Annotated in this window: 20 protein-coding genes; 9 read left to right on the forward strand and 11 right to left on the reverse strand. The window is 62.5% G+C overall.

Annotated features, from left to right (window positions below; all coding sequences use genetic code 11):
- Positions 1-102: 102 nt before the first annotated feature.
- The 8 genes from HBO10_RS21280 to nrdR all read right to left on the reverse strand — a co-directional run bounded on the left by HBO10_RS21280 (position 103) and on the right by nrdR (position 6,333).
- Positions 103-825 carry a transporter substrate-binding domain-containing protein gene (locus tag HBO10_RS21280; RefSeq protein ID WP_034126856.1) on the reverse strand — a complete coding sequence of 241 codons (723 nt, stop codon included), beginning with the start codon at positions 823-825 and terminating at the stop codon, positions 103-105.
- A gap of 54 nt (positions 826-879) precedes the next feature.
- Positions 880-1,845, reverse strand: coding sequence for a thiamine-phosphate kinase (gene thiL, locus HBO10_RS21285; RefSeq protein ID WP_034126855.1), 966 nt, complete (start codon positions 1,843-1,845; stop codon positions 880-882).
- 18 nt (positions 1,846-1,863) lie between these two features.
- Positions 1,864-2,364 (reverse strand): transcription antitermination factor NusB, encoded by a 501-nt coding sequence (gene nusB / locus HBO10_RS21290; protein ID WP_014720126.1) that lies wholly within the window; start codon positions 2,362-2,364, stop codon positions 1,864-1,866.
- Positions 2,361-2,837: a 6,7-dimethyl-8-ribityllumazine synthase gene (ribE, locus tag HBO10_RS21295; protein ID WP_003194576.1), complete on the reverse strand. Its 477-nt coding sequence runs from the start codon at positions 2,835-2,837 to the stop codon at positions 2,361-2,363. Before ribE ends, nusB begins: the two co-directional genes overlap by 4 nt.
- An 88-nt stretch (positions 2,838-2,925) precedes the next feature.
- A complete protein-coding gene (gene ribBA / locus HBO10_RS21300) occupies positions 2,926-4,017 on the reverse strand; it encodes a bifunctional 3,4-dihydroxy-2-butanone-4-phosphate synthase/GTP cyclohydrolase II (protein ID WP_003194579.1) in 1,092 nt (363 codons plus the stop codon).
- 15 nt (positions 4,018-4,032) lie between these two features.
- Positions 4,033-4,695, reverse strand: a complete 663-nt coding sequence (locus HBO10_RS21305; RefSeq protein WP_014720128.1) for a riboflavin synthase — start codon at positions 4,693-4,695, stop codon at positions 4,033-4,035.
- Between the two features lie 49 nt (positions 4,696-4,744).
- The gene (gene ribD, locus HBO10_RS21310) at positions 4,745-5,872 is read right to left on the reverse strand and encodes a bifunctional diaminohydroxyphosphoribosylaminopyrimidine deaminase/5-amino-6-(5-phosphoribosylamino)uracil reductase RibD (protein ID WP_019818853.1); all 1,128 of its coding nucleotides are present in this window, start codon (positions 5,870-5,872) and stop codon (positions 4,745-4,747) included.
- Positions 5,869-6,333, reverse strand: coding sequence for a transcriptional regulator NrdR (gene nrdR / locus HBO10_RS21315; RefSeq protein WP_019818855.1), 465 nt, complete (start codon positions 6,331-6,333; stop codon positions 5,869-5,871). Before nrdR ends, ribD begins: the two co-directional genes overlap by 4 nt.
- Before the next feature lie 139 nt (positions 6,334-6,472).
- Here nrdR and HBO10_RS21320 point away from each other — a divergent pair, with 139 nt between their 5' ends.
- From HBO10_RS21320 to trxA, 3 genes are all read left to right on the forward strand, one after another.
- Entirely contained in the window at positions 6,473-6,928 is a 456-nt protein-coding gene (locus HBO10_RS21320) for a YbaY family lipoprotein (RefSeq protein WP_003194586.1), read from the forward strand.
- Positions 6,925-7,581: a 50S ribosomal protein L11 methyltransferase gene (locus tag HBO10_RS21325; protein ID WP_034126854.1), complete on the forward strand. Its 657-nt coding sequence runs from the start codon at positions 6,925-6,927 to the stop codon at positions 7,579-7,581. Before HBO10_RS21320 ends, HBO10_RS21325 begins: the two co-directional genes overlap by 4 nt.
- 318 nt (positions 7,582-7,899) lie before the next feature.
- Entirely contained in the window at positions 7,900-8,772 is an 873-nt protein-coding gene (trxA, locus tag HBO10_RS21330) for a thioredoxin (RefSeq protein WP_019818859.1), read from the forward strand.
- Positions 8,773-8,875: 103 nt separating this feature from the next.
- Here the strand turns inward: trxA and HBO10_RS21335 are convergent, their stop codons facing one another.
- A complete protein-coding gene (locus HBO10_RS21335) occupies positions 8,876-9,220 on the reverse strand; it encodes a hypothetical protein (RefSeq protein WP_034125933.1) in 345 nt (114 codons plus the stop codon).
- Positions 9,221-9,349: 129 nt separating this feature from the next.
- On the opposite strand from HBO10_RS21335, the gene HBO10_RS21340 reads away from it, so the two are divergent.
- The 5 genes from HBO10_RS21340 to HBO10_RS21360 all read left to right on the forward strand — a co-directional run bounded on the left by HBO10_RS21340 (position 9,350) and on the right by HBO10_RS21360 (position 13,527).
- Positions 9,350-9,949 carry a DUF2796 domain-containing protein gene (locus tag HBO10_RS21340; protein ID WP_034125932.1) on the forward strand — a complete coding sequence of 200 codons (600 nt, stop codon included), beginning with the start codon at positions 9,350-9,352 and terminating at the stop codon, positions 9,947-9,949.
- 148 nt (positions 9,950-10,097) lie between these two features.
- Entirely contained in the window at positions 10,098-10,808 is a 711-nt protein-coding gene (locus HBO10_RS21345) for an ABC transporter ATP-binding protein (RefSeq protein WP_034125931.1), read from the forward strand.
- 1 nt (position 10,809) lies between these two features.
- Positions 10,810-12,075, forward strand: coding sequence for an ABC transporter permease (locus HBO10_RS21350; protein ID WP_034125930.1), 1,266 nt, complete (start codon positions 10,810-10,812; stop codon positions 12,073-12,075).
- A 92-nt stretch (positions 12,076-12,167) separates the two neighbouring features.
- Positions 12,168-12,689, forward strand: a complete 522-nt coding sequence (locus HBO10_RS21355; RefSeq protein WP_034125929.1) for a DUF3299 domain-containing protein — start codon at positions 12,168-12,170, stop codon at positions 12,687-12,689.
- Between the two features lie 139 nt (positions 12,690-12,828).
- Positions 12,829-13,527, forward strand: coding sequence for an OmpW family outer membrane protein (locus HBO10_RS21360; RefSeq protein WP_014720136.1), 699 nt, complete (start codon positions 12,829-12,831; stop codon positions 13,525-13,527).
- Positions 13,528-13,693: 166 nt separating this feature from the next.
- Here HBO10_RS21360 and HBO10_RS21365 read toward each other — a convergent pair whose 3' ends face one another.
- A complete protein-coding gene (locus HBO10_RS21365; RefSeq protein ID WP_034125928.1) occupies positions 13,694-14,578 on the reverse strand; it encodes a sugar nucleotide-binding protein in 885 nt (294 codons plus the stop codon).
- Positions 14,579-14,744: 166 nt separating this feature from the next.
- Here HBO10_RS21365 and HBO10_RS21370 point away from each other — a divergent pair, with 166 nt between their 5' ends.
- Complete coding sequence (locus HBO10_RS21370) at positions 14,745-18,992, forward strand: DEAD/DEAH box helicase (RefSeq protein WP_034125927.1); 4,248 nt, start codon at positions 14,745-14,747, stop codon at positions 18,990-18,992.
- A 107-nt stretch (positions 18,993-19,099) separates the two neighbouring features.
- On the opposite strand, the gene HBO10_RS21375 is transcribed toward HBO10_RS21370, so the two are convergent.
- Positions 19,100-21,190 (reverse strand): mechanosensitive ion channel domain-containing protein, encoded by a 2,091-nt coding sequence (locus HBO10_RS21375; protein ID WP_034125926.1) that lies wholly within the window; start codon positions 21,188-21,190, stop codon positions 19,100-19,102.
- Between the last annotated feature and the right edge of the window lie 93 nt (positions 21,191-21,283).

Below are 21,283 nucleotides of genomic sequence, written 5' to 3' on the forward strand. Positions count from 1 at the left end.
GAGGCGGGCATTGTAACAGCACGTTCCTACAGACGCTTAAGCTGAATTATCGCTGATAAAGATCAATAGGTTCGATTGGCCTTTGAGTCAGTTCTATGGGCGTCAGAACGGATACGGCTGTTTCCAGCGTTCGAATATCGCTTTCAACTCACCGGTCTGGACCAGGATACCCAAACGCTGGTCATACACGGCCATCAATGCCCTGCCGCGCTCGGTGTCGGCAAAGCCTACGTAGAGCGGCAGCTCAGCGATATGGGTGAGTTTGAACAGCGCCGGGTCTTGCGCCTGGCTGAGCACGTATTTGGCTTCGGTGAGGGCGTCGATATAAAAATCGGCACGGCCGTGTTGCAGCATTGGCAGAATGCCGCTGCGCCGCTCGATCTGGTTGAAGCGGCGCACGGTGGGCAGGTATTCCTCGTATTTATAGCCGCGCACCCAGGCCAGGCGGTAGTTGCCCAGGGTCGCCAACGTCGGCGTGGGTGAAGTTGCCAGCCCGAGAGCGTAGACATGATCGGCGTCGAAGTTCCTGCGCGGGTACAGCACTGCGCTGACCTCATCGCGGTAGGTGCCGACACAACCATCCGCCTCACCACGCTGGGCCAGGCCGACCGATCGGGTATAGGGCACGCTGCGAGTTTCCAGGGTAATGCCTGCTGGCTCGAAGACGCGGCGCAGCAGGTCCCAGGCCAGGCCGCTACCATCTCTGTTGGTGTAGTCGTTCCACTCCTCACTGGCCAGCACGATTTTACCGGGCACGGGAGTGTCCGCCTGGGCCAGGGAAACGAAGGAACACAGCACGATCAGCAGCCAGCGGCATGCAGCCATAGTCACGGCCTCTTACTCGGGATAATCGTCTAAAGGGTAGCGCAGACCGCCGGCTCAGGGCGTCTGGCGAAAATGCTGGTAGCCGCGCACGGCTGGGGTGATGTCCTGGCCGTCGCCGTCGAGCAGCGTCACTCCCTGCCCCGTTTCGACCCGACCGACCACATGCACCGGCCAGCCATCCGCCTGCAACGGCGCCAACTCGGACGGTGGCAAGGTGAACGCCAACACATAGTCGTCGCCCCCGCTCAACGCCGCTACTTGAGCCTGGTCTTCACCGACAAACGCCAGCAAGGCCTCGGACAACGGCAACCGCTGGCGCTCAACCACCAGGCGCACCGCTGACGCCTTGGCGATATGCCCACAGTCAGCCAACAGCCCATCGGAGATATCCATCGCCGCTGTCGCCTTGCCCCGCAGCGCCAGCCCCAGGGCCAGCTGCGGTTGCGGCGACCAGTAATGCGCCAACAGCGGCTCGGCGATTGCTGCGTCAGCCGTGCGTTGCCCCAATACCAGCGGCAAGGCACCAGCGGCATTGCCTAACTCGCCACCCACACACAGCAGGTCGCCGGGCTGTGCACCGCTGCGCGTCAAGGCCTGGCCAGCCGGCACACGGCCGAACACGGTCAGGGTCAGGCTCAGCGGCCCACGGGTGGTATCGCCGCCCACCAAGCCTACGCCGCAGCTTTGCGCCATGGCGTTCAAGCCTTGGGCATAGCGTTGCAGCCAATCGGCTTCGACGCTCGGCGTGGTCAGGGCAAGGGTAAAGGCGAGGGGGTGGGCGCCCATGGCGGCCAGGTCGCTCACCGCCACGGCCAGCGAGCGCTGGCCGAGCAGGAACGGGTCACAGGGGTCGGCAAAATGCACGCCAGCCACCAGCGTATCGGTGGAGACTGCCAGTTGCTCCCCGGCGGGAAGCGCCAGCAAGGCGCAGTCGTCGCCGATCCCCAGGGCAATGCCTTCGCCGCCTTGCGCACAAGGCGCGGCGGCGAAGTATGTGCGGATCAGCTCAAACTCACCCATTGAGGAATCAAGCGCAGATTAGCGCTTGTGTTCCTTCACTTCGGCTTCACGCAGGCGCGGGGCCAGCTTGTCGAGCACGCCGTTGACGAACTTGTGGCCATCGGTCGAACCGTAGACTTTCGCCAGTTCGATGCCTTCGTTGATCACGACGCGGTACGGCACGTCGACGCGCTTGAGCAGCTCCCAGGTGGACAGGCGCATCACGCACAGCTCAACCGGGTCGAGTTCTTCGATGGTCAGGTCCAGGCATGGCGCCAGGGCTGTGTCGATCTCGGTCAGGTTGGCATGCACGCCGTGCAGGATGTCATGGAAGTAGCTCTGGTCGGCGAAGGTGAAATCGTTATCGACGCGAAACTGTGCCTCGATTTCGTTCAGCGAAGCGCCTGCCAGGTGACGCTGGTACAGCGCCTGGGTCGCAAGTTGACGCGCCTTGCGACGCTTCTCGCTCTTGGACGGTTTGCCGGCATCGGCAGGACGCGGGTCCTGAGGATTGAACTGATCGCTTTCGTCGGAAATCACTTGGCCTCCAACTGCGACAGCAGGCTGACCATTTCCAGGGCGGACAAGGCAGCTTCAGCGCCTTTGTTACCGGCCTTGGTGCCGGAACGCTCGATGGCTTGCTCGATGGAATCCACGGTCAGTACGCCGAAAGCGACTGGCACGCCGAACTCCATGGACACCTGGGCCAGGCCCTTGGTGCATTCGCCGGCTACGTATTCGAAGTGCGGGGTGCCGCCACGAATGACCGCGCCCAGGGCGATGATCGCCGCGTATTCACCCTGCTGAGCAACTTTTTGCGCAACCAGTGGAATTTCGAAGGCGCCAGGGGCACGGATAAGGGTGATATCGCTCTCGCTCACACCGTGGCGAACCAGGGCGTCAACCGCACCGCTTACCAGGCTTTCAACCACGAAGCTGTTGAAGCGGCCAACCACCAGGGCATAGCGGCCTTTGGGGGCGATGAAGGTACCTTCGATGGTCTTCAGGGTCATTCGACAAATCTCTTAAAGAGCCGGGACGCGAAAAGTGCGTCCCTCAGTGATGATTTAACCGCGAACAAGGGGCAAAAATCGCCAGCCTTTATTCGGAGGGCACGTATTCTACAACTTCCAGGTCGAATCCGGATATCGCATTAAATTTCATCGGTGCGCTCATCAGGCGCATTTTGCGCACGCCCAGGTCGCGCAGGATCTGCGAACCGGCACCGACGATGCTGTAGGTGGTCGGTTTTTTCACCGGCACGGCGTCGGCGGTTTCGCGGATGTGCGCCAGCAGCACATCACCATCGAGCGGGTGACCGAGCAACAGCACCACACCGCTGCCGGCCTCGGAAACCGCAGCCATGGCGGCGCGCAGGCTCCAGCGACCGGGCTGCTTGACCATCAACAGGTCACGCAGTGGGTCCATGTTGTGTACGCGTACCAGGGTCGGTTCTTCTGCGCAAATGTTGCCCAGGGTCAGGGCCATATGCACGTCGCCTTCCACTGAATCACGGTAGGTCACCAAATTGAATTGGCCCAGCTCGCTGTCCAGTGGCTGCTCGGCAATCCGCTGAACGGTACGTTCGTGGATCATCCGGTAGTGAATCAGGTCGGCGATGGTGCCGATCTTGAGGTTGTGCTCTGCGGCAAAGGCCTCGAGTTCAGTACGACGGGCCATGGTGCCATCGTCGTTCATCACTTCGCAGATCACCCCGCTTGGCTCGAAACCGGCCATGCGCGCCAGGTCGCAGGCGGCTTCGGTGTGACCAGCGCGGGCCAGGGTACCGCCCGGTTGGGCCATCAGCGGGAAGATGTGGCCGGGGCTGACGATGTCTTCGGCCTTGGCGTCTTTCGCGGCAGCGGCTTGCACGGTGCGGGCGCGGTCAGCGGCGGAAATGCCAGTAGTGACGCCCGTGGTGGCTTCAATCGATACGGTGAACTTGGTGCCGAAACCCGAGCCATTGCGCGGCGCCATCAAGGGCAGCTTGAGCAGTTCGCAGCGTTCACGGCTCATGGGCATGCAGATCAGCCCCCGGGCGTGCTTGGCCATGAAGTTGATGTGCTCGGGCTTGCACGCCTCGGCGGCCATGATGATGTCGCCTTCGTTCTCGCGATCTTCGTCATCCATAAGGATGACCATCTTGCCTTGGCGGATGTCTTCAACCAGTTCTTCGATGCTATTGAGCGCCACGCGGCACCCCCTTGGTCAGGATTTCAGGTAGCCGTTAGCGGCCAGAAAACTTTCGGTGATGTTGCCTGATGCAGGCTCTGCGGCCTTTTCGCCCAGCAACAGGCGCTCCAGGTAACGGGCAAGCAAGTCCACTTCCAGGTTCACCCGGCGACCCGGCTGGTACGAGGCCATGATGGTTTCGCTGAGGGTGTGGGGAATGATGGTCAGTTCAAATTCAGCGCCATTCACGGCGTTCACGGTCAGGCTGGTGCCATCGACGGTGATCGAGCCTTTGTGGGCGATGTACTTGGCCAGCTCTTTTGGCGCGCGGATACGGAATTCCACGGCGCGGGCGTTTTCGCTGCGGGCCACCACTTCGCCGACACCGTCGACGTGGCCGCTGACCAGGTGACCGCCCAGGCGGGTGGTGGGCGTCAGGGCTTTTTCCAGGTTGACCGGGCTGCCGGCCGCAAGATCGTTCATCGCGGTGCAGTCCAGGGTTTCCCGGCTGACATCGGCAGCAAAGCCGTTGCCCGGCAGCTCGATGACGGTCAGGCACACGCCGCTGACGGCGATGCTGTCGCCCAGCTTGACGTCGCCGAGGTCCAGCTTGCCGGTTTCAACCAGCAGGCGGACATCCCCGCCTTTGGGGGTCATTGCACGGATGCTGCCGATGGATTCGATAATGCCGGTGAACATTTCGTTCTCCTGAAAACGAGGGGGCTGACGCTCAAGCGCAGGCCGGGAATTATACGCTCACTGCTGGGACGGGGATGGCAGTGACTCGCCAGTCGTCGCCCACAGCGCGCATTTCGGTGATCTTGAGTTGGGGAGCATCGGCCAACTTATCAAGCGGCCAGTCCAGCAACGGGCGGGCAGCGGAGCCGAGGAACTTGCCGGCGATGAATATCACGTATTCATCCACCAGGCCTTGTTGGGCAAACGCGCCGGCCAGGCTTGGGCCGGCTTCCACCAACACATCGTTGACGCCACGGGCGGCCAGGGCGACCAATGCCGAGCGCAGGTCAACCTGGCCCTCCACACCTGGAACCACAAGGCACTCAGGCCCGCGGGGGAACTGGTTCTCCGGAGTCACGCAGGTGATGACCAATGCCGGGCCGGCCTTGAAGAACGGTGCGTTGAGCGGCACCCGCAGGCGGCCATCGATCAGCACGCGCAACGGCGGGCGCGACATGGCCAGGGCGGTGGTTGCGTCGTCCAGGCCCAGTTCGGCAGCGCGTACGGTCAAGCGGGCACCGTCGGCCAGTACCGTGTCGGCACCGGTCAGCACCACGCTGGCCTCGGCACGCAAGCGTTGCACCGCAGCACGGGCGGCGGGGCCGGTGATCCATTGGCTTTCGCCGCTGGCCATCGCCGTGCGGCCGTCCAGGCTCATCGCCAGCTTGACCCGCACAAACGGCAGACCGTGCTCCATGCGCTTGAGGAAGCCGGGGTTAAGCGCCCGCGCTTCGGTTTCCAACACACCACTACGCACCTCGATACCGGCCTGGGCCAGGCGTTGCATGCCTCGGCCAGCCACTTCGGGGTTCGGGTCCTGCATGCCGGCCACCACCCGGGCGACGCCGGCGGTCACCAGCGCATCGGCACAGGGCGGCGTACGGCCATGATGGCTGCACGGTTCAAGGGTCACGTACACCGTCGCGCCACGGGCCTTGTCGCCAGCGGCGCGCAGGGCATTGGGCTCGGCATGGGGCTCGCCGGTGCGCTCATGCCAGCCTTCGCCGACAATCTGCCCGTCACGCACGATCACGCAGCCAACCCGCGGGTTGGGGTGGGTGGTGTACAGGCCCTTGCGCGCCAATTCGAGGGCACGGGCCATGTAGTGGGCGTCAAGCACAGCCTGTTCAGATGTCATTGTTTGGAGGGCTCACGGGCCAGGCGGTCGATCTCTTCGCGGAACTCATTGAGGTCCTGGAAGCGTCGATACACCGAGGCAAAACGGATATAGGCGACTTCGTCGAGCTTTTGCAGCTCGCCCATCACCAACTCGCCGACCACCAGGCTCTTGACCTCGCGCTCGCCGGTCGCCCGCAGCTTGTGCTTGATATGCACCAGCGCCGCTTCCAGGCGCTCGACACTCACCGGGCGTTTTTCCAGGGCGCGCTGCATACCGGCGCGCAGTTTTTCTTCGTCGAAAGGCTGGCGGCTGCCGTCGGACTTGATCAGACGCGGCAACACCAGTTCGGCGGTTTCGAAGGTGGTGAAACGTTCACCACAGGCCAGGCATTCGCGCCGGCGACGCACTTGGTCGCCCTCGGCGACCAGACGCGAGTCGATGACCTTGGTGTCGTTGGCACCGCAGAAGGGACAGTGCATGGTTGGCAGGCAACAAAAAATGGGAGGGCCATGGTAGCGCATCCCTGTGGCAAGACAAGCCATAGCCTTTACGGTATATAGGCAGGCTTATATGTTTCATATTTTTAAGCCACGGATTTTGTCCTTTCTGGAGCCGTACATGCAGTTACGACCACTCGTTCTACTCAGCCTGTTCAGTTTTCTGGTCGCCTGCAGCAGCGAAGCCCCCAAGCCGGCCGCGCCTCAACCAACACCGGCGCAAGAGAAAAAAGTCCCGGGCATTGAAGACCTCGGCCCCTTGCCCGCCTATCAGCGCGAAATCAGCGGCAGCCTGACCAACGTGCCCGCCGGTGCCGAAGTCGAGATGGCGCTCTTGGTGATCGACGACCGTTCGCGCCCGCAGCAACTGCTCGCCAGCAGCGTACTGAGCGGCAACGGCAAGCCCTTGGCCTTCCGCCTGCGCTTCAACCCTGAAGCCTTCCCGGCCGGTGCCCGCGTGGAATTGCGCGGCCGCGCCAGCCAGTCCGGCCAGTTGATCCTGCATCTACCCGCCGTGCGCGTCACCCAGGCGATCACCCAGAGCACCGGCCCCTTGCAACTCGTCAAGGCACCATGACACCACCGCTGCACCTGCAGCGTGCCTTGAGCGAACTGATCGGCGACGCGCAATTAGTGCCCTGCCCACTGCCGGGCACCGAATTGTCGCTGTGGCTGCTGGACGCCGACAACATGGACCGCGCCTTCAGCCAGGAAGAAACCCGGCGCATCCTGCATGAGCCGCCCTACTGGAGCTTTTGCTGGGCCAGCGGCCTGGCGTTGGCCCGCTACTTGGCGGCGCATCCCGAGTGGGTCGCCGGCAAACGCGTGCTGGATTTCGGCGCAGGTTCGGGAGTAGCCGGGATCGCCGCCGTCAAGGCTGGGGCCTTGGAGGTGGTGGCCTGCGACCTGGACCCACTGGCCTTGGCCGCTTGCCGTGCGAATGCCGAGCTCAACCAGGTGTCACTGAGTTATTCGGCAGACTTTTTTGCCGAAGCCGACCGCTTCGACCTGATCCTGGTGGCCGACGTGCTCTACGACCGCGCCAACCTGCCGTTGCTGGATCAGTTCCTCACCCGCGGCCGCGAAGCGCTGGTGGCGGATTCACGGGTACGGGACTTCCAGCATCCGGATTATCAGCGGTTGGAGATCCTCGAGGCTTTGACCCTGCCGGACCTGGCCGAGCCTTGGGAGTTTCGCAAGGTGAGCCTGTACCATTCGCGGCGCGCTTGAGGCCATCGCGGGCAAGCCCCAATGCCAGTCAGTTAAGGTTTTTTTGTAGGAGCGAGCTTGCTCGCGAAAAACTCACAGGCGCCGCGTTCATTCAGCAAGCACGCGTTATCGTTGACGATTTTCGCGAGCAAGCTCGCTCCTACAGTAGGCGATGGCCGCTTAACTGACTGCGATGGGGCAAGCCCGCTCCCACAGGGGAATGCATTTCAAAGGTGAGAGCGGGTTTGCCTGCGATAGCGGTCTTGAATCCAGGATGCTTTCAGCCAACCTCGCCAGCCCTTATAGTTGCCCCCATTCCCGCTTTATTCGAGACGCCCCATGAGTGAGCCCACGCCGTACATCTTCGACGTCACCACCGCCAACTTCGACCAGGCCGTTATCCAGAACTCCTTTGAAAAGCCCGTATTGGTCGATTTCTGGGCCGAGTGGTGCGCCCCCTGCAAAGCATTGATGCCAATGCTGGCGAAGATTGCCGAGAGTTATCAGGGTGAGTTGCTGCTGGCCAAGATCGACTGCGAAGCCGAACAGGACATCGTGGCGCGTTTTGGCATTCAAAGCCTGCCGACGGTGGTGCTGTTCAAGGATGGCCAACCGGTGGACGGTTTTGCCGGTGCACAGCCGGAGTCGGCAGTGCGGGCGATGCTGGAGCCCCATGTGCAAATGCCACCGCCGGCTGCGGCGGATCCGTTGGAGCAGGCTCAGGCGCTGTTCAGCGAAGGGCGTATCAGCGAGGCCGAAGCGTTGCTGGTGCAATTGTTGGGCGAGGACAATACCAACGCCGCCGCTCTGATCCTGTATGCACGCTGCCTGGCCGAACGCGGTGAATTGGGTGAAGCCCAGGCCGTGCTCGACGCGGTCAAGAGCGACGACCACAAGGCCGCCCTGGCCGGGGCCAAGGCGCAAATCACCTTCCTGCGCCAGGCTGCGGATTTGCCGGACGCTGCCGAGCTGAAAAGCCGCCTGGCGCAAAACCCGCAGGATGACGAAGCGGCCTATCAGTTGGCGATCCAGCAACTGGCGCGCCAGCAATACGACGCGGCACTGGAAGGTTTGCTCAAGTTGTTTATCCGCAACCGCAGCTACAGCGAAGGCCTGCCCCACAAGACCTTGCTGCAGGTGTTCGAATTGCTGGGCAATGATCACCCGCTGGTCACGGTGTACCGCCGCAAGTTGTTTGCCGCGTTGTATTAACCCAACCTTGTAGGAGCGAGCTTGCTCGCGAAAAACGACAACGATAACGCGGGCATCCTGAATGAACGCGGAGCCTGAGGGTTTTTCGCGAGCGAGCTCGCTCCTACAAAGGGCCAATCCATGTGTAGAGCGGTGTGTCGCCGCCGCTGGCCACCTTCACGTTCGCGCTGTGGCGCAGGCGCACCAGCAGGCGCTTGCCCGCCCCGGCATCGCCAGCCAAGCCTTCGAGTTGGTCGAGCAATTCCAGGCCATTGAGTTGCCCGGCCTTGCGTAGCAAATCCTGGGCGTTCTGCCACAGGTCTTCGTTCTGTTTGACCGGCGCCGCAGCCGGTGCGCTGGGCGTTGGAGCGGCCTGCAGTTGAGCGCCTAATCGCGCCCAATCGCCGTCGTCCAGCTCAAGGGTCAAGTCCACCGGCAGGTCGCCGATGGTTCCACGAATTCGCAACATCGTCCTTACTCCTGCATTTTTCTGACGGGCATGCTCCCATGCAGCTTGCGCAACACCAAGCGGGCGGTCAAACTCTCGAATCAATTGTTATAAGATCACATAACAAAACTTTCATCCTGGAGCCCTCTCATGCGCCGTTTGCTGCTTGCTTTGCCGTTTGCCCTGCTGCCACTGGCTGTCGCTCATGCCCACGAAGACCACGACCACGAGCACGGCAGCCTCGGCGCCCATGAACATGGCGTCGGGCGCCTGAATGCCGTACTGGACGGCCAGGCCCTGGAGCTGGAACTGGACAGCCCGGCCATGAACCTGGTGGGTTTCGAACATGCCGCCACCAGCGCCGCCGACAAAGCCAAGGTCGCCGCCGTACGCAAGCAGCTGGAAAATCCATCGGCACTGTTCAACCTGCCCAAGGCCGCAGGTTGCGTGGTCAGCAGCCAGGAACTCAACAGCCCGTTGTTCGGTGACAAACCAGAAGCTGAGCATGACGACGATGACCACGCCACCGACGGCAAGGGCGCAGCCGCCCACAAGCATGATCACGACCACAGTGAAATCCACGCCCATTACCAGTTCACCTGCGCCACGCCGGCGGCCCTGGGCAACCTGGACTTGAGCCAAGTGTTCAAGACCTTCCCCGCCACCCAGAAAATTCAGGTACAACTGATCGGCCCGAGCGGTCAGCAAGGTGTTGACGCGACGGCCACCGCCGCCACCCTGAAGTTCTGACTTGAAAGCACAGTCCCTGTGGGAGCTGGCTTGCCTGCGATACAGGCGATGCGGTGCAGCAGGCACACCGTAGCGATGCCATCGCAGGCAAGCCAGCTCCCACAGTGGATCGGCGCCATTTTCGACTACCAGGCGACACTGACTTCCCATGACTCAAGCGTTAATCGAACTGTCCGACCTGGGCTTCAACTGGCCCGGGCACCCGCGGTTGCTGGACATCCCCGCGTTCCGCCTGGAACCCGGGGAAACCCTGTTCCTCAAGGGCCCGAGCGGCAGTGGCAAGACCACTTTGCTCGGGCTGTTGGGAGGCGTGCAGAAACCCAGCCAAGGCAGCATCCGCCTGCTCGGCCAGGAGTTGACCGAACTCTCGGCCGGCGCTCGTGACCGTTTCCGTGTGGACCACACCGGTTATATCTTCCAGCAGTTCAACTTGCTGCCGTTTCTATCGGTACGCGAAAACGTCGAGCTGCCTTGCCACTTTTCCAAGCTGCGCGCGCAACGGGCCAAACAGCGCCACGGCAGTGTCGACCAGGCCGCCGCGGCCTTGCTAGCGCACCTGGGTTTGAAGGACCCGAGCCTGCTGGAACGCCGCGCCGATTCGCTGTCCATCGGCCAGCAACAACGGGTGGCCGCTGCCCGAGCGCTGATCGGACAACCGGAACTGGTGATTGCCGACGAACCCACCTCGGCCCTGGACTACGACGCCCGCGAAGCCTTCCTGCAGTTGCTGTTCGCAGAATGCCGCGAAGCGGGCGCCAGCCTGTTGTTTGTCAGCCATGACCAAAGCCTGGCGTCGCTGTTCGACCGCAACCTGTCGCTGGCCGAACTCAATCGCGCCGCCATGCCCGCAGAGGTTTGAGATGTATCTGTTCCGTCTAGCCATGGCCAGCCTGGCTAACCGCCGCTTTACCGCGATCCTCACCGCGTTTGCCATCGCGCTTTCCGTCTGCTTGCTGCTCGCGGTGGAGCGTGTGCGCGTCGAGGCGCGCAACAGTTTCGCCAGCACCATCAGCGGCACCGACCTGATCGTCGGTGCCCGTTCCGGCTCGGTCAACCTGCTGCTGTATTCGGTGTTCCGCATTGGCAACGCCACCAACAACATCCGTTGGGACAGCTACGAGCACTTCGCCGCCAGCCCTCAAGCGAAATGGGCGATCCCGATCTCCCTCGGCGACTCCCACCGCGGCTACCGGGTGATGGGCACCAACGAATCCTACTTCGAGCACTACCAGTACGGGCGCAAGCAAAACCTCGAGCTGGCCAGCGGCCGCGCCTTCGCCACCGACCCGTTCGAGGTGGTGCTCGGCGCCGAAGTGGCCGACGCGCTGCATTACAAACTCGGCGACAAGCTAGTGCTGGCCCACGGCGTGGCGGTGGTCAGCCTGGTCAAGCATGACGACAAGCCGTTCACGGTGGTCGGTATTCTCAAGCGCACCGGCACGCCGGTGGACCGCACGCTGCATATCAGCCTCGGCGGCATGGAAGCGATCCATATCGACTGGCACAACGGTGTGCCGGCTCAGGGCAAAGGCCGCATCAGTGCTGACCAGGCGCGCAATATGGACCTGACGCCGCAGGCCATTACCGCGTTCATGCTCGGCCTGAACAACAAGATTTCCACCTTCGCCTTGCAACGGGAGATCAATGAATTCCGTGGCGAGCCAATGCTGGCGATCCTGCCCGGTGTCGCGCTGCAAGAACTCTGGAGCATGATGGGCACTGCCGAAAAAGCCTTGTTTGTGATCTCGCTGTTCGTAGTACTGACCGGTTTGATCGGCATGCTCACGGCGATCCTCACCAGCCTTAACGAGCGTCGCCGCGAGATGGCGATCCTGCGGTCGGTGGGCGCGCGGCCTTGGCACATCGCAACGCTGCTGATCTTCGAAGCCTTCGCCTTGGCCTTGTCTGGCGTGGTGGCGGGCCTGGGGTTGCTGTACCTGTGCATCGCCGCCTCGCGGGGTTATTTGCAGGCCAACTACGGTCTGGACCTGCCGATGTCGTGGCCGAGCGAATATGAATGGACGTTGCTCGCCGGTATCCTGGCAGCCGCCCTGTTGATGGGCAGCGTGCCCGCGTGGCGCGCCTACCGCCAATCTTTGGCCGATGGCCTGTCGGTTAGGCTGTAGGACAGCAGTTGCCAGTTTCAAGCTTTAAGCTGCAAGCGCATCGGCTTTTACTTGACGCTTGCAGCTTGCAACTACCCACTGAGGAACGATTCATGCGTCGTGCCCTGTTTGCCCTGTTGTTGTTGATGGCCGTGCCTGCCTGGGCGCAGGAACAGCCCAAGGATCTGTCCTGGCAGGAGATGATCCCGCCGGATGCGCCACCTGAAGTGCCCAATATGAAGCCGCTGCACGACCTGTCGAACATGGCCGATGCCTTGTCCGTCGAAGCCGCGCCGGCGGCCAAGCAGGACATGCCTAACGCGCCAGTGGTACAGAGCCTGGACGGCCAGCACATTCGCCTGCCGGGGTATATCGTGCCTCTGGAAGTCAGCGAAGAAGGCCGCACCACGGAGTTTCTGCTGGTGCCGTATTTCGGCGCATGCATACACGTGCCCCCACCGCCATCGAACCAGATCGTGCATGTTAAAAGTGAAGTCGGGGTGAAGCTCGATGAGCTGTATCAACCGTACTGGATCGAGGGTGCGATGCAGGTCAAGCCATCGTCCAGCGAGTTGGCGGACGCTGGCTACCAGATGGATGCACAGAAGATTTACATGTACGAGCTTGAGGAATAACTCCACACACCGAAGCTCCCACAGGTTTAGATCAGTGGCGCAAGTGACTGATCACCCTTTCATTGAGCTGAGTCAAAAGACCGTACGGAACGATCTTTACCATTGGACGTACAACTTTTAAACGTCCTTTGGAGCTCCCATGAACAAGTCTCTGCTCGGCGCGTCCCTCTTCGCGCTCGCCCTCGTCGCCCCCGTCGCCCACGCTCACCAGGCGGGCGATATTCTGGTTCGCGCCGGTGCAATCACCGTGAACCCGAAGGCCGACAGCAGCAGCGTCAAGGTTGACCAGGGCCCATTGGCCGGCACCAATCTGGGCGGCAAGGCGACCATGAGCAGCGACACCCAATTGGGCTTGAACTTCGCCTACATGATCACCGACCACGTCGGCATCGAATTGCTCGCGGCCACGCCGTTCGAGCATGACGTGAAGATCAAGAACACCGCCCTGGGCGCCGCCAATGGCAAGCTCGGCACGCTGAAGCACCTGCCGCCGACCTTGAGCGTCGTGTACTACCCGCTGGATCACAAATCCGCGTTCCAACCGTATGTGGGCGCCGGTATCAACTACACCTGGATCTACGACGAGCACGTGGGCAGTCGCGCCGAGCAGGCTGGTTTCAGCAACTTCAAGGCCGAGAACTCCTGGGGCTGGGCTGCACAGATCGGCGCCGACTACATGATCAACGACAAGTGGATGATCAACGCCCAGGCGCGCTACATCGACATCAGCACCAAAGCGACTGTGGATAACAACGCGCTGGGCCAGGGCACTCGGGCCAAGGTCAATGTGGATGTAGACCCGATGGTTTACATGGTGGGTATCGGCTACAAGTTCTGAGTTCGGTTTAAGCCACACCGCATTACCCATGTGGGAGGGGGCTTATGTGGGAGCCGGGCTTGCCCGCAATGCAGACACCACGGTGTATCAGTGATACCCAGGTGATGCTATCGCAGGCAAGCCAGCTCCCACATAAGTCCCCTCCCACATTTTGGTTTTGAGGGTGTCAGCTATGGCGGTAGAAGCGATCCAGTAGCGCCGGCAAACCTGCCCGCCATGCCCGTGGTTTGATGCCAAAGGTGTGGAGGATTTTCTTGCAGGCCAACACCGCATGCTGCGGTTCATCCGCCGCATCCGGCCGCGCTGCGTGAGCCTGGGCGGTGGGGGACTCGATGGTCAGCGGATGGAAGTTGCGCGCTTCAGTCAGAATCGCCTGCCCCAGCGCCAACGGGGTAGTCGCCTCGTGGCCGGCGTAGTGGTAGGTGCCCCATAGCGGCGCAGCGCAATCGAGTTGCTTGAGCACCGAGATGATCACCCGCGCCGCATCGTCCACCGGCGTCGGGTTGCCCCGGCGGTCGTCGGCCATCAGTAGCTCGTCGGCGTTCTCGGCCCGGCCCAGGAAGCGCCCGAGCGTGCCGTCGACGCTGTCATCGAGCAGCCAGCCAAACCGCAGCAGCACATGCTGCGGGCACGTAGCGCGCACGCTTTGTTCGATACGCCACAACGCCTGGCCGCGCAGGCCCAGGGGCACCGGCTCGTCTTTCTCGCTGTAGGCCGTGGCGCGGGAGCCATCGAACACGCGGTAGCTGGAGGGTTGCAGCAGCGTGATGCTGTGATGCTGGCACAGCTCGGCCAGGCGTTCGATGGCGAACTCCTGGGCGGCCAAGCGGGTTTCGCTCACGGCTTCGGCCTGGAACCAGTCGAAATAGTAGGCGAGATTGATCAAGGCATCGGGACGGGTGTCGTCGAGCAATTGGGTGAGGCTTGCGGCATCCCAGCCGTCTTGGGGCGGTTTGGGGGCGAGGAAACCGATGTCTTCCTCCGCACCGAGGCGAATCAGCGCCTGCCCGAGGGCATTCCCGCCGCCCAGTAACATAAGGCGCATTCGCATAGATTGAGCAGGCCCGGTCTGTTTGGAACGATGGTTATTAACGACAGGCATGTGCGCCTTGCCGTAGGTAGTTGCCAGAATCGTTGCATTTTGCGGGTTTGTAGCGCAACCGTCACGGATAAAGTGCGGGGTTGCAACTTGGCCCCGCCGGTTGCATATAGGGTGAATGAACCTTCCCGAATCAACGGACAAGGGTTTGCACGGCTTTCACCCCGCCGTCAGCACTTGGTTCCGTAGTACCTTTCCTTCGGTGACCAACGCCCAGGCCCAGGCGTGGCCGTTGATCCGCCAGCGCCGCTCGACGCTGATCGCCGCGCCCACCGGCTCCGGCAAGACGCTGACGGCCTTCCTGGCAGTGCTAGACGACCTGGTGCACCAAGGCCTGGCCAACGGCGGCGAACTGCCGGACCAAACCCTGGTGGTGTATGTGTCGCCGCTCAAGGCGCTATCCAACGATATCCAGATCAACCTGCAAAATCCGCTGGCCGGCATTACCGAACATCTAGAGAAGCGGGGGCTGCCGCCGCTGGTAATCCGCACCGCTGTGCGCACCGGCGACACCCCGCAAAAAGACTGCGCGCAGATGCGCAAACGCGCACCGCATATCCTGGTAACCACTCCTGAATCGCTCTACGTGCTGCTTGGCTCGGATTCCGGCCGGCACATGCTCGCCAGCACACGTACGGTGATCGTCGATGAGATCCACGCCATCGCCGCTGGCAAGCGCGGCAGCCACTTGGCCTTGAGCCTGGAGCGCCTGCAAGGGCTGTGTGCCGAGCCATTGACCCGTATCGGCTTGTCGGCCACGCAAAAACCCATCGAAGCCGTCGCACGCTTTTTAGTTGGCAACGAACGTGATTGCGCCATTGTGGATATCGGCCACGCCCGTCCCCGTGACCTGGCGATCGAAGTGCCGCCGGTGCCGCTCTCGGCGGTGATGGCCAACGACGTGTGGGAGTTGGTCTACGATCGCCTCGCGCAATTGGCCCGTGAACACCGCACCACCCTGGTATTCGTCAACACCCGACGCCTGGCCGAACGCCTGGCCCGGCACTTGAGCGAGCGCCTGGGCAAGACCGCCGTGGCCGCTCACCACGGCAGTCTGGCCAAGGAGATGCGCCTGGATGCCGAACAGCGCCTCAAGGCCGGCGAACTGCAAGTGTTGATCGCCACGGCGTCCCTGGAGCTGGGGATTGATATCGGCGAAGTGGACCTGGTGTGCCAGATCGGCTCACCCGGTTCCATCAACGGCTTCCTGCAACGGGTCGGCCGTTCCGGGCACCAGGTCGGTGGCACGCCCAAGGGGCGCCTGTTTGCCACCACCCGCGACGACCTGATCGAGTGCGCCGCGCTGCTCGACTGCGTGCGCCGTGGCGAGCTGGATACCTTGCATATTCCGGTGGCACCGCTCGATGTACTGGCCCAGCAGATCATCGCCGAGGTCAGCGCCCAGGAATGGCCGGAACAGGCGCTGCTGGCGCTTATCCACCGCGCCGCGCCTTACGCCGAACTGGATGAACGACACTACCAGGCCCTTTTGCAGATGCTCAGCGAGGGCTACAACGGCCGCCAGGGCATGCGCAGCGCCTACCTGCACCGCGACGCTGTGGCCCACACCCTGCGTGGCCGCCGTGGCGCCAGGCTCACGGCGGTAACCAGCGGCGGCACGATCCCCGACAATGCCGACTACAGCGTGTTGCTGGAGCCGCAAAGCCTGAATATCGGCAGCGTCAACGAAGACTTTGCGGTGGAAAGCATCGCCGGGGATATCTTCCAGCTCGGCAATACCTCCTATCGCATCCTGCGTGTCGAAGCCGGCAAGGTGCGGGTCGAAGACGCCCAGGGCCAACCCCCGACCATCCCGTTCTGGTTGGGTGAAGCACCCGGGCGCAGCAACGAGTTATCGGTGGCCGTGGCCCGCTTGCAAGGGCAATTGGACAGCTTGCTCGGCGCCACGCCCGGCGACCTGCAACCGGCCCTCGACTGGCTTACCGGCACCCTGGGTCTCAATGTCGCCAGCGCCGACCAACTGTTGGATTACCTCGCCCGGTCGCGCCAGGCCCTGAGCGCCTTGCCGTCCCAGGACACATTGATCATGGAACGGTTTTTCGATGCGTCCGGCGGCACCCAACTGATCATCCACACGCCGTTTGGCAGCCGCATCAACCGCGCCTGGGGCCTGGCCTTGCGCAAGCGCTTTTGCCGTACCTTCAATTTCGAGTTGCAAGCGGCGGCCAGTGAAAATGCCATCGTGCTGTCGTTGTCCACCAGTCACAGCTTCGCGCTGGATGAGGTGTGGCGTTACCTCAACAGCAACAGTGCCGAGCACATCCTGATCCAGGCCGTGCTGGATGCGCCACTGTTCGGTGTGCGCTGGCGCTGGAATGCCGGCGTGGCCCTGGCGCTGCCGCGTTATACCGGCGGGCGCAAGGTGGCGCCGCAGATCCAGCGCATGAAGAGCGAAGACCTGATCGCCAGCGTATTTCCCGACCAGATCGCCTGCCTGGAAAACCTCTCCGGCGAACGCGAAATCCCCAACCACCCGCTGGTGGAGCAAACCCTCGACGACTGCCTGCACGAGGCCATGGACAGCGACGCCTGGCTGGCGCTGCTGCGGCGCATGGAACGCGGCGACGTGCGGTTGATCAGCCGCGACCTGCCCGCGCCCTCGCCCATGGCCGCAGAAATCCTCAGCGCTAAACCCTATACCTTCCTCGACGACGCCCCCCTGGAAGAGCGCCGCACCCAGGCCGTGCTCAACCGACGCTGGAGCGACCCGCAGAGCACCGACGACTTGGGCGCCCTGGATGCCGACGCCATCGCCGGTGTACGCGAAGAAGCCTGGCCGGCGCCCAATGGCCTGGATGAAATGCATGAAGCGTTGATGAGCCTGGCGTGCATCGCAGCGGGCGAAGTTACGCCGCAATGGGCCCAATGGTTGCAGGCCTTGCGCAAGGCCGGGCGGGCCTATCAGTTGCCCAATGGAATGTGGGGCGCCGTAGAGCGCTTGAATTGTTTGCAGGCGCTGTATCCCAACGATCTGCCGTTGCTGCCGGGGTTCGATGAGCCCTGGTCCTTTGATGAAGCGCTGGTGGAAGTGCTACGTGCGCGCCTCAGTGGTTTTGGCCCACTGACCCTGGTCGAGATCGCAGCGCCCCTGGCATTACCGGTGGTGGCGCTTACCCAGGCCCTGGCACGCCTGGAACAAGAAGGCTACGTGCTGCGCGGTCACTTCAGCCCCGGCGTGGGTGAAGAACAATGGTGCGAACGTCATTTGCTGGCGCGCATTCATCGCTACACGGTCAAGCGCCTGCGCCGGGAAATCGAGCCGGTGGCATTGCAGGATTTCATGCGCTTTCTGTTCGATTGGCAACACCTGTCCGACAGCACCCGCGGCCAGGGCAGCGCCGTGTTGCCGCAAATCGTCGGCCAGTTCGAAGGCTATGCCGCCGCCACGTCAGCCTGGGACACAGACCTGCTCAGCGCCCGCATCAAGGATTACTCATCGACCTGGCTCGATGACCTGTGCCGCAGCGGCAAGCTGGTCTGGACGCGCCTGAGCAACAAGGCCGGCGCCATGGCATTGCGCAGCACCCCGGTGGTTTTGCTCCCCCGTAGCCAGGTAGCGTTGTGGAGCGGGCTGACCGAGCCTACCGACAGCACCACGTTGTCGCCCAAGACGCAGAAGGTCCACCTGGCCCTGCGCGAGCATGGCGCGCTGTTTTTCGATGAACTGGTACACGAGGCCCATTTGCTGCCCAGCGAGTTGGAGACAGCCTTGCAGGAATTGGTAGGCGCCGGCTTGGTGAATGCTGACAGCTTCGCCGGCCTGCGCGCCTTGACCACCCCCGCGAGCAAACGCCAGGCGCGCAGCAGTCGACGTGGGCGCGGGGCGTTTGTCGGCGGTATGGATGACGCCGGGCGTTGGGCCTTGGTTCGCCGCTCGGCGACCGCCGCCGGCGCGCATACGGCCGAGACCCTGGAGCATGTGGCGATGACCCTGCTGCGCCGCTATGGCGTGGTGTTCTGGCGGCTGCTGGAGCGCGAGGCAGATTGGTTACCGAGTTGGCGCGAGTTGCTGCGCACCTTCCATCGGTTGGAGGCGCGAGGCGAGATCCGTGGCGGGCGGTTTGTCAGTGGGTTGGCGGGAGAGCAGTTTGCATTGCCGGAGGCGATACCGCTGCTGCGCGAGGTGCGGCGACGGCCCCATGATGGCAGTTTAATCGCGGTGTGTGGGGCGGATCCGTTGAATCTTGTCGGCACGCTGTTGCCGGGAGCCAAGGTGCCAGCGGTAAGCGGTAACCGGGTTGTGTACCGTGATGGGGTGCCGGCGGCGGTGATGGTAGGGGGCAAGCAGCAGGTTTTGTTGGAGGTGGATCAGCAGGCGGTGCAGGAGAAGTTGATCAGGCGCTGACCTTGAGGGCCTCATCGGAAGCAAGCCCCCTCCCACACTTGAAACGTGTTCACAAATCTCAATGTGGGAGGGGCTTGCTCCCGATGGGGCCAGAACAGCCACCTTCATCATTGAGACCTGGGCTGCTCCGTCAACACCACCGCATCCTGCTCATGCTCCTGCGCCACACGCTTAGGCAACAACACCTGCTGTGGATAAGTTTGCGCAAAATGGACCTCATCACAGTTATCCACAAGCTTTTTCAAACGCTGATTAAACGCACGGCTGACTGCGTATTGGCCACCCGAAACCGTGCGGAACTGCGCCGTGAGCACCACGCCATTGAGGTCCATCTTGTCCACCCCGAACACTTCCAACGGCCCTTGCAGGTTGTACTTGAGGAACACATCGTCGCGAATCGACTGGCCGGCCTCGCGGATCAGCTCCACGGCCCTGTCCACGTCAGTGTCGTAGGTGAACTGCACCGAGAAGAAGGCATAGGCAAATTGACGGGACTGGTTGGTGACCGCCTTGATCTGCCCGAACGGCACCGAATGCACAAACCCCTTGCCGTCACGCAGGCGCAGGGTGCGGATGGTCAGGCCCTCCACGGTGCCAGCGTGACCAGAGTCGAGCACCACCCAATCGCCGATGGACAGGGTGTCTTCGATAATGATGAACAGGCCAGTAATCACGTCCTGCACCAGTTGCTGGGAACCGAAACCGATCGCCAGTCCCACCACCCCGGCGCCCGCCAGCAACGGCGCGACATTGATGCCCAGATTGGCCATGGTGGTGATCGCGCAGATCACCACCAGGATGATCTTCACTGCATTGCGCAGCAGCGGCAGGATGGTTTTGACCCGGGTACTGGGCTGGCGACTGGAGCGTTTATTCACCGGTGGTTTGAGGGCTTCCTGGATCGCGGTGTCGAGCACCACCCAGAACAGCCAGGTCACCAACAGGATCAGGCCGATGCTGCTGAGGGAGTCACTGATGGCCCGCCCCACCGAGTTGCGCTGGGCGAATTCGAACAGCGAAACACCCCAGATACGCCCGAGTATCTCGATAAACGCGATGGCCATGACGATACGCAAAATTGCGTGCAGCAAACTCAGGAAGCGTTCCTTGTAGGCACTGCTGCGCTGGATCGATACCTGGCTGCGGGACTTGAACAGGTGTTGCAGCACAGTGCTGAGAAACACCGTGCCGATCAGTAACAAGGTGGTGAGCAACGCGCAGCGCAGGGCCTCTTGGTTGTCGTCACCGGCGCCAATCAGGTTGACCACCGACACCAGCACCATCAACAGAATCGGCCAGTACCAGAGCCCGGAAAACACCCGCAGCGACTGTTGCAATGCTGGATGTTTGAGACGCTGGGCCAACGGCCGATTGCGGATCAAATGGGCCACCGGCCGCCGCAGGCGTACCACCAGCACGCCAAAGATGACCGCGGCAAACAGGCCGGTAAACACGGCGATGCTGCTGGTGATATTGCCGCCCAACTGACGAGCGATTTGCGGGCTGGTCAGCGCATCGCTGAGGGCCGCGAGAAAGCCGATCAGGAACAGCGGCTTGGGGCAATAGTCACGAATGACCTGCACGGCAGGCCGCTTGTGCCCGACGTTGAACATGACAATGACGCACAGCAACAGCGAGGTGGAAAAGATGCCACTGCTGGTGGCGTAGGCAAAACACAGTGCCAGGGCTCGGCCGACAGACGCAGGTAAAAAGTGACTGACATAAAGGGTCAGCGGCAGGCAGATCAGCGCTGGAATCGTGTAGGGCACCACATAGCTCAGCAAGCCTTGGAGCCGTTGACGCCGCGCAAGGAACGAGCGGCGGCTCGATCGTTGCACAACCAGGCGCCCAAGCATCGTCAACAGGGCAAAGGCACCGGCCCACACGCCGGACAACAGCAGGAAATCGCCGGCCACGCTCCAGGGCGAGCGTGCGGCTGTCTGGTCTACCAGGCGTCCTACTTCGTCTGCGGCGCGATCAGCACGCAGGCGCCAGGCGTCGATGAGGTTCTGGTCGAGGTCGAGCTTGTTCTGCACGTCGTCGATGCTGGAGCTGATGGCCCCGAGCAACCCGCCTTCTACCAGCAGTTCCGGCTTGTCCGGCGTTTCGGCAGCGGGCGCCGTTGCCGCGGCTTGCAGCGCGCCATTGCCGCAGAGCAGCAGCGCGCCGAGCAGTAATGCAGTCTTTAAATTCAGCAAAACAGCGGGCTCCTTCAGCAGGGTGTGTAAGGAACTGACGAGCTGGGGCCTTTATCGTTCCCTGCATTTGCAATGCCCCTCCCGCATTTCACC

This window comes from Pseudomonas sp. WS 5503 (assembly GCF_012985385.1).
In the GTDB taxonomy this organism is placed as follows: domain Bacteria; phylum Pseudomonadota; class Gammaproteobacteria; order Pseudomonadales; family Pseudomonadaceae; genus Aquipseudomonas; species Aquipseudomonas paracarnis.

Excerpts from the sequence above, each read along its gene's own strand:
- HBO10_RS21320 (WP_003194586.1), top strand. The coding sequence starts at position 6,473 with ATGCAGTTACGACCACTCGTTCTACTCAGCCTGTTCAGTTTTCTGGTC.
- HBO10_RS21280 (WP_034126856.1), bottom strand. The coding sequence starts at position 825 with ATGGCTGCATGCCGCTGGCTGCTGATCGTGCTGTGTTCCTTCGTTTCC.
- HBO10_RS21305 (WP_014720128.1), bottom strand. The coding sequence starts at position 4,695 with ATGTTCACCGGCATTATCGAATCCATCGGCAGCATCCGTGCAATGACC.
- HBO10_RS21335 (WP_034125933.1), bottom strand. The coding sequence starts at position 9,220 with ATGTTGCGAATTCGTGGAACCATCGGCGACCTGCCGGTGGACTTGACC.
- ribE (WP_003194576.1), bottom strand. The coding sequence starts at position 2,837 with ATGACCCTGAAGACCATCGAAGGTACCTTCATCGCCCCCAAAGGCCGC.
- HBO10_RS21350 (WP_034125930.1), top strand. The coding sequence starts at position 10,810 with ATGTATCTGTTCCGTCTAGCCATGGCCAGCCTGGCTAACCGCCGCTTT.
- ribD (WP_019818853.1), bottom strand. The coding sequence starts at position 5,872 with ATGACATCTGAACAGGCTGTGCTTGACGCCCACTACATGGCCCGTGCC.
- HBO10_RS21370 (WP_034125927.1), top strand. The coding sequence starts at position 14,745 with ATGAACCTTCCCGAATCAACGGACAAGGGTTTGCACGGCTTTCACCCC.
- nrdR (WP_019818855.1), bottom strand. The coding sequence starts at position 6,333 with ATGCACTGTCCCTTCTGCGGTGCCAACGACACCAAGGTCATCGACTCG.
- trxA (WP_019818859.1), top strand. The coding sequence starts at position 7,900 with ATGAGTGAGCCCACGCCGTACATCTTCGACGTCACCACCGCCAACTTC.
- HBO10_RS21365 (WP_034125928.1), bottom strand. The coding sequence starts at position 14,578 with ATGCGAATGCGCCTTATGTTACTGGGCGGCGGGAATGCCCTCGGGCAG.
- HBO10_RS21355 (WP_034125929.1), top strand. The coding sequence starts at position 12,168 with ATGCGTCGTGCCCTGTTTGCCCTGTTGTTGTTGATGGCCGTGCCTGCC.
- HBO10_RS21345 (WP_034125931.1), top strand. The coding sequence starts at position 10,098 with ATGACTCAAGCGTTAATCGAACTGTCCGACCTGGGCTTCAACTGGCCC.
- HBO10_RS21340 (WP_034125932.1), top strand. The coding sequence starts at position 9,350 with ATGCGCCGTTTGCTGCTTGCTTTGCCGTTTGCCCTGCTGCCACTGGCT.
- HBO10_RS21325 (WP_034126854.1), top strand. The coding sequence starts at position 6,925 with ATGACACCACCGCTGCACCTGCAGCGTGCCTTGAGCGAACTGATCGGC.
- HBO10_RS21360 (WP_014720136.1), top strand. The coding sequence starts at position 12,829 with ATGAACAAGTCTCTGCTCGGCGCGTCCCTCTTCGCGCTCGCCCTCGTC.
- thiL (WP_034126855.1), bottom strand. The coding sequence starts at position 1,845 with ATGGGTGAGTTTGAGCTGATCCGCACATACTTCGCCGCCGCGCCTTGT.